Annotated in this window: 5 protein-coding genes, 1 tRNA gene and 1 pseudogene; all 7 read right to left on the bottom strand. The window is 39.9% G+C overall.

Annotated features, from left to right (window positions below; translation table 11 throughout):
* The coding region (locus BCU91_RS13750; protein ID WP_133126610.1) for a hypothetical protein at nucleotides 1–541 on the bottom strand (541 nt) is incomplete at its 3' end.
* A gap of 95 nt (nucleotides 542–636) precedes the next feature.
* Nucleotides 637–1025 (bottom strand): annotated as a pseudogene (locus BCU91_RS13745) (DUF3465 domain-containing protein).
* Nucleotides 1026–1072: 47 nt separating this feature from the next.
* Complete coding sequence (locus BCU91_RS20295; RefSeq protein ID WP_157936293.1) at nucleotides 1073–1246, bottom strand: hypothetical protein; 174 nt, start codon at nucleotides 1244–1246, stop codon at nucleotides 1073–1075.
* A 345-nt stretch (nucleotides 1247–1591) separates the two neighbouring features.
* Nucleotides 1592–1679 (bottom strand) — tRNA-Ser (locus BCU91_RS13740).
* A 236-nt stretch (nucleotides 1680–1915) separates the two neighbouring features.
* Nucleotides 1916–2548: a YchE family NAAT transporter gene (locus BCU91_RS13735; protein ID WP_102438165.1), complete on the bottom strand. Its 633-nt coding sequence runs from the start codon at nucleotides 2546–2548 to the stop codon at nucleotides 1916–1918.
* A gap of 612 nt (nucleotides 2549–3160) precedes the next feature.
* Complete coding sequence (locus BCU91_RS13730) at nucleotides 3161–5221, bottom strand: S9 family peptidase (protein ID WP_102531723.1); 2061 nt, start codon at nucleotides 5219–5221, stop codon at nucleotides 3161–3163.
* A gap of 284 nt (nucleotides 5222–5505) precedes the next feature.
* Nucleotides 5506–7047, bottom strand: coding sequence for a fumarate hydratase (locus BCU91_RS13725; protein WP_102531722.1), 1542 nt, complete (start codon nucleotides 7045–7047; stop codon nucleotides 5506–5508).
* Between the last annotated feature and the right edge of the window lie 96 nt (nucleotides 7048–7143).

The following is a 7143-nucleotide window of genomic DNA, read 5'->3' as shown; positions in this document are numbered from 1 at the left end:
GGTTTACTTTATTTCTATTAACCTCATTCTCTTTATATTGGCATGTAAGGTTATAGGCTTTGTTTTCGTACTTATAAACTCTAGACTGAAGTAGTTTATTGTTATTTGTTAGCATATAAAACTCGTAACCGCTGACATTTTGATTGTAGATGTAGTCTTCTTTTGTGATGCTGCCACCAAAGCCTTTAAGCAAGTCCCTTCTAGCGACATCAATGACGTCATAGACACTTCCTAATACTTCTGCTTGTCCTTTATAATCAGAGATGATAACTGTACAAGTTAATTCAGGACTTCTTATAATGTAACTAGTTAGCTCTATTTTCCCTAATCCAGGTAAATTTACCTGTTTAAATTCTTCTTTAGGCTGATGCGGAAACTGAACTTGAAACTTATGCTCATCAGAATAAACCTCACTCCACGAAGGTTCGGATTTAGTATCTGTAGAAAAAAATGTTTTATAGCAAGCAAATCCAACAATTATTATAAAAATATATTTAAGCATTATCAGTCCTTTTGATAATTTATAACGTAAAAAAGGCATAATAATGCCTAACTATCTAATCATATTAAAATGCCAATAAATTTGATAGTAAAAAGTAGCTAACCATCTGGTTTATCGAGTTTTAAATAGAAAAATCACTTATAAAGTGTACCATCATACTTTAACCAGCCTTCGGCGTGTCGCCCTGCAGGATCTGCATGGGTCCAATGGATCACCCTCCTTTTTTGCTCCATTCATATTCACCATAAAATTCAACAAGGTCGCCAACACGCAAATTTGAAACTCTCGGGGCTAAATCAATATTGTGGGCTACCAGCAAGGTTAAGCCACTATTGAGTTTTAGAATGAATTTTTGATGCCTTGAGCCTTGATTATCATCAGCGAGAATATGAACCACTCGACCACTGTAGTTAACTTGAACATCGCCGCTTTTAGACTCATAAGCGCGATGAATGACAGTGTAATTTGCCCAGACGGGTAACACACTTGTCAGCGCCAATAGGCAAGTAAATAGCCATTTCATCATTATTATCTATAAAAGTATTTGCTTTAAACGTTCAAGTGAATCATTTATTGGGTGTTTTTATCGTCGCCAAATACCTTACCCGTTTTAAGGCAATAGAGTGTTACAGCCGAAGTTGTAAACATAATCAGCCCACAAAAAGCCCATAAGTAATCACCACCTTGTATTCCTCCAACCAAACTGGCTAAGCCTACAAAAACGATAAAAATTTGTGCGAACATATAAAAATCCCCTTTATTAAATACCTAAATCCATTTAACGCCGCTAAAAACAAAATAGAAAGAATAATTAGTTTAGCTAAACCACTGAGTTAAAATAACAAAATGCTAACATACATAATGGCTATATCACTTGAATGAGTGCCGACTAACAAGGGTATAAATAACTTCAATGAGATTAAATATAGCTGCAGAACTACGCGTTGAGACTTGCAAAGTTTTTATGGAGGAGAAATTTATAGTAATGAATAATTACAGATGCCAGTAATCAAGACTAAGCACTAACAAAAAGTGGAGTTCGATTAGTAATCGTGGGAATTTATAAAGTATGAAAAGCTAGGGGAGATTTGGCGGTGACGGAGAGATTCGAACTCTCGAAAGGTTGCCCTTTACACACTTTCCAGGCGTGCTCCTTCAGCCACTCGGACACGTCACCTAATTTGTTGCAATCATTTTAACGTGTGAGTGGCACGGTTCTATTTATCTATACTGCTATAAGCTAACACTATTGAATATAAGGTAATTATGAAAAACCTTATGTTGTAGAACGAGCGGTACTTTACGCAAATGCGTATTTGAGGTCAAGCAGAAATCGATGTTTTACAAACTCTTGAACGTTTGCTGTTCAAATCGAGCAATTCCGTTGCTCGATTGATTAAATAAAGCACGTTATTAACTCATTAGCGTTGGGAATAAACCTTTAATACCGGCAGCTATCACTTCAATACCAATTGAAAGCATTAGCAGCCCCATTAAACGCGTGATGACGTTAATGCCTGTTGTACCCAGCAACTTAAAAATAATCGGTGCCATTCTGAACAAACCAAAACTCATTAAACCAAAAATAATCACCGTAATGGACATACCTATCATGTCCACCAAAGAGTTATTAGTAGAAGAAAATACAATAACTGAACTAATGGCGCCAGGACCAGCCATTAATGGCAATGCCAGTGGTACCACAGCAACCGACTCCATGCCTGATGCTTCACGGTCTTCTTCTTGGTTACGTTTCACTTGGCTCAATTTACCCTGCAGCATAGACATCGCGATGATGGCAATCAAACTGCCACCGGCAATTCTAAAGGCTGATAAAGAGATACTGAACATATTTAAAATATGCTCTCCAATAAAAATCGTGGTTAACAAAATAATCACCACGGCAAAGTTTGCCACTTTACCTGTATGGTTACGTTCTACCTCAGTTTGGTGACTGGTTAAGGTCACAAACACAGGCAATAAGCCCACAGGGTTGATAATTGCTATCAATCCTAAGAAAAACTTAACGTAAAGCATTAAATCCACGAGCTTACCCTCTATATCAATGGTTTTGTGGTCAAAAAAATAATCGCGCAACTCTACTGCTTTTTATGCATTTTACAAATGTATTTTCTTACAAATATGAGCTAGTTAATAATAAACCTAATCTGACCTTAATTTACTTTTACGACAATAGCTTTTCGGAGCCAATTAACAAAATTCAATGTCTACAAACACCACTTACGACATAAATGAAATTTAATGACATAATCGAGTAAAAAAGCGCTATAAAAATTCATCATCAAGCTTTGTACTGTTACAATAAACCTCATTATTGAATGTTAGTTACTTAATCGGCGTTATTAACGACAGTAAGTAGATTGAAATCACTATGGGTAAACACTATGAGTAAACGTACTAGGATCTGTCATAAAAATGGTCATCGAAAAATGACGGGTTCACGCAGAAGATTAACTTACCTTGTATGTATTACTAAAACGGCTCAAAAGTGCCCATCTACAGAACTCAATATAGTCGATAAAACAAGCCTCGAAACTATCTAGCTGAAAAATTACCCATTTCAGAGTAATTAATTTTTCAGCCCATAAAAAAAGAGATGCTAAATAGCATCTCTTTTTTGTTCGCCTAACCGTAAAACTATTTGTTTTCAGTCCAGCGATCCATCCAACCTAGTACGTTTTTGTACCACTGCTGTAGGTTATCTTGATCTAAGATCCAATGGTTCTCATCAGGGAACATTAATAGCTCTGATGGGATGTTATTGCGCTGCATGTATGTAAATGCCGCTAGTCCTTGCCCATAAGGCACGCGGTAGTCTTTCTCACCGTGGATCACTAACATTGGTGTGTTCCAGTTTTCAACATAGTTTACTGGATTGAACTTCTCATATAGTTCTTTATTTTCAGTGTATGTACCACCAAATTCATACTCAGGAAACCAAAGCTCTTCTGTTACGTGGTACATGCTACGCATATCAAATAAACCAGCGTGGTTTACAAGACACTTAAAGCCATCGCTCCAGTTACCTTGGATCCAGTTCATCATGTAGCCGCCATATGAGCCACCTAATGCACAGGCATTATCGGTATCTAGCCATTTTTGTTGCTGACCAACCGCTGCTAGGCCTTTTTGCAAGTCTTCAAGCGGTTTACCACCCCAATCTTGGGTGATTGAATCAGTAAAGGCTTGTCCATAACCGGTTGAGCCATGGAAGTCGACCATAACCACACCATAACCTGCGCCAGCCCAAAGTTGTGCATTCCAGCGACCACTGAATGAGTTACCAAATGAACCTTGCGGGCCACCGTGAACTAAGTATGCGATTGGGTATTTCTTACCGGCTTCATAATTAGCAGGTTTAATCCAGTAACCGTGTACTGTCTCGTTATTCCAACCTTTGAAGTTAAATTGCTGGAACTCACCAAATTGAATTTTAGCTAATTTGTCTTCATTAACATTGGTTAAACGGGTGAGGTTTTCACCTTCAAGGCTAATTTTATATAAGTCGCCCGGCTCAACTAATGATTTGTTGCTGAAAATAAGCCCTGACTCTGTCACTGCGACAAGGTTGTTACTGCCATCATTGTATATCGGACGGACATCACCAAACTGAGTGTTAACTTCAAAGATGGTCACTTGACCCACATCTTGCGCCGTGACATAAAGCGTGCGGCCATCATCACTGAAGGTCAGTGAGCTTGGGCTGCGATCCCATAACGGTGCCACTTCTTTTTCTGCGCCAGTAACTGTGTCACGCAACATAATGCGGTAACGGTCAGCTTCAAATCCAGGCTTACTCATCGCAAGATAAGCTAGTTGACGACCATCTTTAGAATAAGTCGGTTGTGCATCCCATGCTTTATTATCTGGCGTTAGGTTTTCAGCCGTGCCACCAGCAACAGACACTTTCCATAGATCATAGTTGGTCGTCCATGCTTGATCTTTGCTTGGGGCTTTGGCGCTATAAACAATGTGTTTACCATCTGCGGTAAAGGTCACCTCTTCCATGCCTGAAAAAGGCTTTGGCGGGGTTTCAGTATCTAAACCTTGGGTAACATCAACAACATCTGTTACTGGCTTGCCATTTAGCTGACCGACAAACAAATGGTTACGGGCGTGATCTTCCCATGTATCCCAATGGCGAACCATGAGTTGTTTGTATTCACGACCTGTGGTCTTTTTGTTTTCTTCAGCCTCAATACGATCAACCGTACAAGCTAAGTCTTTACAGTCAGGAAATACGCGCATGTTCATGACAACTTGTTTGCCGTCATTTGATAACTTATAGCCATTGATATCCAATGGTAAGTCAGTCACTTGCATCGCTTCGCCACCAGTTAAGGCTAAGTTAAATAACTGACTAGAACCGTTACGCGCTGCTAAGAAGTAAATTGATTTACCATCAACACTAAAAGTTACGTCATGTTCAGTGCCTTTATGTGAGGTAATTTGAACTGGCTTAGCATTTTTATCACTCAGATCCAGTAAGTATAAATCAGAGCTGCTGTCGCCCTGCTCGTCAATTAACTTAACGGCATACACTAACTTGCTGCCATCATTTGATACAGCGGCAGAATGAAGCTTATTCAACTTTACAAGTTGTTGAACATTAAAGGGGGTTTTAGCAGGCTCTGCTGCTTGTACTGACAAGGCAAAGCCTGCAGTTGCAATAGCGAGTAAAATTGACGATTTTTTCATTTGATGAAGTTCTCTTTTTAATTTTTGTTGTGTTACCAATGTCTGTGTTATTTTTTAGTGCTACATCACAGCAAAATGATTAATCGATGAAATGCTGTTATCAAACAGTTTACAGACTGAAAGTACACTGTTTCAAAAATACCAATAATAAGTACTGATAGCACACTACCCAAACAAAAACGCTCAGGCAATAGGATTTTGACACAATCCAAACCTGAGCGAGATTATTTGCGCTATTTGACGAAATTAACCACAAAAACCATACGTGAAATTAAAATTAACGCTTATTTGTTTTTGGCATTAGCAATATTAACTTTCCAAATTGCCGGACCTGTTTCATGGGCATTAACGCCTTGAGTATCCACAGCCACGGTAACCGGCATATCTTGAACATCAAATTCATAGATAGCTTCCATACCTAAGTCTTCAAAAGCCACCACACGAGATTTCTTAATCGCTTTAGATACTAAGTAAGCAGCGCCGCCGACAGCCATTAAATAAACGGCTTTGTGTTTTTTGATTGATTCAACGGTTTGTGGCCCACGTTCAGACTTACCAATCATGCCCATTAAGCCCGTTTTATCTAACATAAGATCAGTGAACTTATCCATACGGGTTGCGGTTGTTGGGCCTGCAGGGCCCACAACTTCATCGCCTACTGGATCAACAGGCCCTACGTAGTAAATAAATTTACCAGTAAAGTCGACGCCATCAGGTAAACCTTCACCTGATTCAATCAAGGTTTGAATGCGCTTATGAGCCGCATCACGACCTGTTAGCATTTTACCGTTAAGTAATAAGGTATCGCCGCTTTTCCAGGTTTCGATTTCAGCTTGAGTGACTGTGTCTAAATTAACACGATGAGTATTCTCACCTGCTTCACGGGTAATTTCAGGCCAATCAGCTAATGATGGCGGCACTAAGTCAGCAGGGCCAGTGCCATCTAAATGGAAATGCACGTGACGTGTTGCTGCGCAGTTAGGGATCATTACCACAGGTTTTGACGCTGCGTGAGTCGGCACTGATTTAATTTTAATATCAAGTACCGTGGTCAAGCCGCCTAAGCCTTGCGCGCCAATACCCGTATTGTTGGCACGTTCAAAGATATCTAAACGAAGCTTCTCTTCAGTGGTTTCAGCGCCGCGCTCCATTAGCTCATGGATATCAACCGGGTCCATTAACGACTCTTTGGCAAGTACCGCGGCTTTTTCAGCTGTGCCACCAATACCTATGCCTAACATACCTGGCGGACACCAACCTGCGCCCATAGTCGGTAAGGTTTTTTCAACCCACGCAGCAATATCATCTGACGGGTTTAACATCACCATTTTTGATTTGTTTTCTGATCCGCCGCCTTTTGCTGCGATCATGACTTCAATATGATTACCTGGCACCATATCAATATGAACTACAGATGGCGTGTTATCGCGAGTGTTTTTGCGGGTACCTGCAGGATCGGCAACGATTGATGCACGTAAAGGGTTATCGGGATTCAGGTAAGCTTGGCGTACACCTTCATCTACCATTTCCTGAACCGTCATATCGGTTTTGTCCCACTGTACTGCCATACCAATTTTGACAAAACTGGTCACAATACCTGTGTCTTGGCATAAAGGACGTTTACCTTCTGCTGACATACGTGAGTTAATCAAAATCTGTGCGATGGCATCTTTTGCAGCCTCGCTTTCTTCACGATCGTAGGCCTTAGCCATTGCATCAACGAAATCTTTAGGATGGTAATACGAAATATACTGCAGAGAATCAGCAATGCTTTCAATAAAGTCAGCTTGCTTGATCACGACATTAGCAGATGAGTTTGTAGACATATAGGGGCGCTCCAGCAGCCATTGCGGCATAACTTGTTTTATTTTTATATGAATGCAATTTTAAAATTGCCTTCAATTAGCTATTAATCCTTTCAG

The organism is Shewanella sp. 10N.286.52.B9, from assembly GCF_002873635.1.
GTDB lineage: Bacteria > Pseudomonadota > Gammaproteobacteria > Enterobacterales > Shewanellaceae > Shewanella.
The sequence above is the reverse complement of the archived record's forward strand: the minus strand, read 5'-3'. Positions and strand labels throughout refer to the sequence as shown.

Bases quoted from the DNA above. Each gene is read 5' to 3' on its own strand.
- BCU91_RS20295 (WP_157936293.1), bottom strand. From the start codon at position 1,246: ATGTTCGCACAAATTTTTATCGTTTTTGTAGGCTTAGCCAGTTTGGTT.
- BCU91_RS13730 (WP_102531723.1), bottom strand. From the start codon at position 5,221: ATGAAAAAATCGTCAATTTTACTCGCTATTGCAACTGCAGGCTTTGCC.
- BCU91_RS13725 (WP_102531722.1), bottom strand. From the start codon at position 7,047: ATGTCTACAAACTCATCTGCTAATGTCGTGATCAAGCAAGCTGACTTT.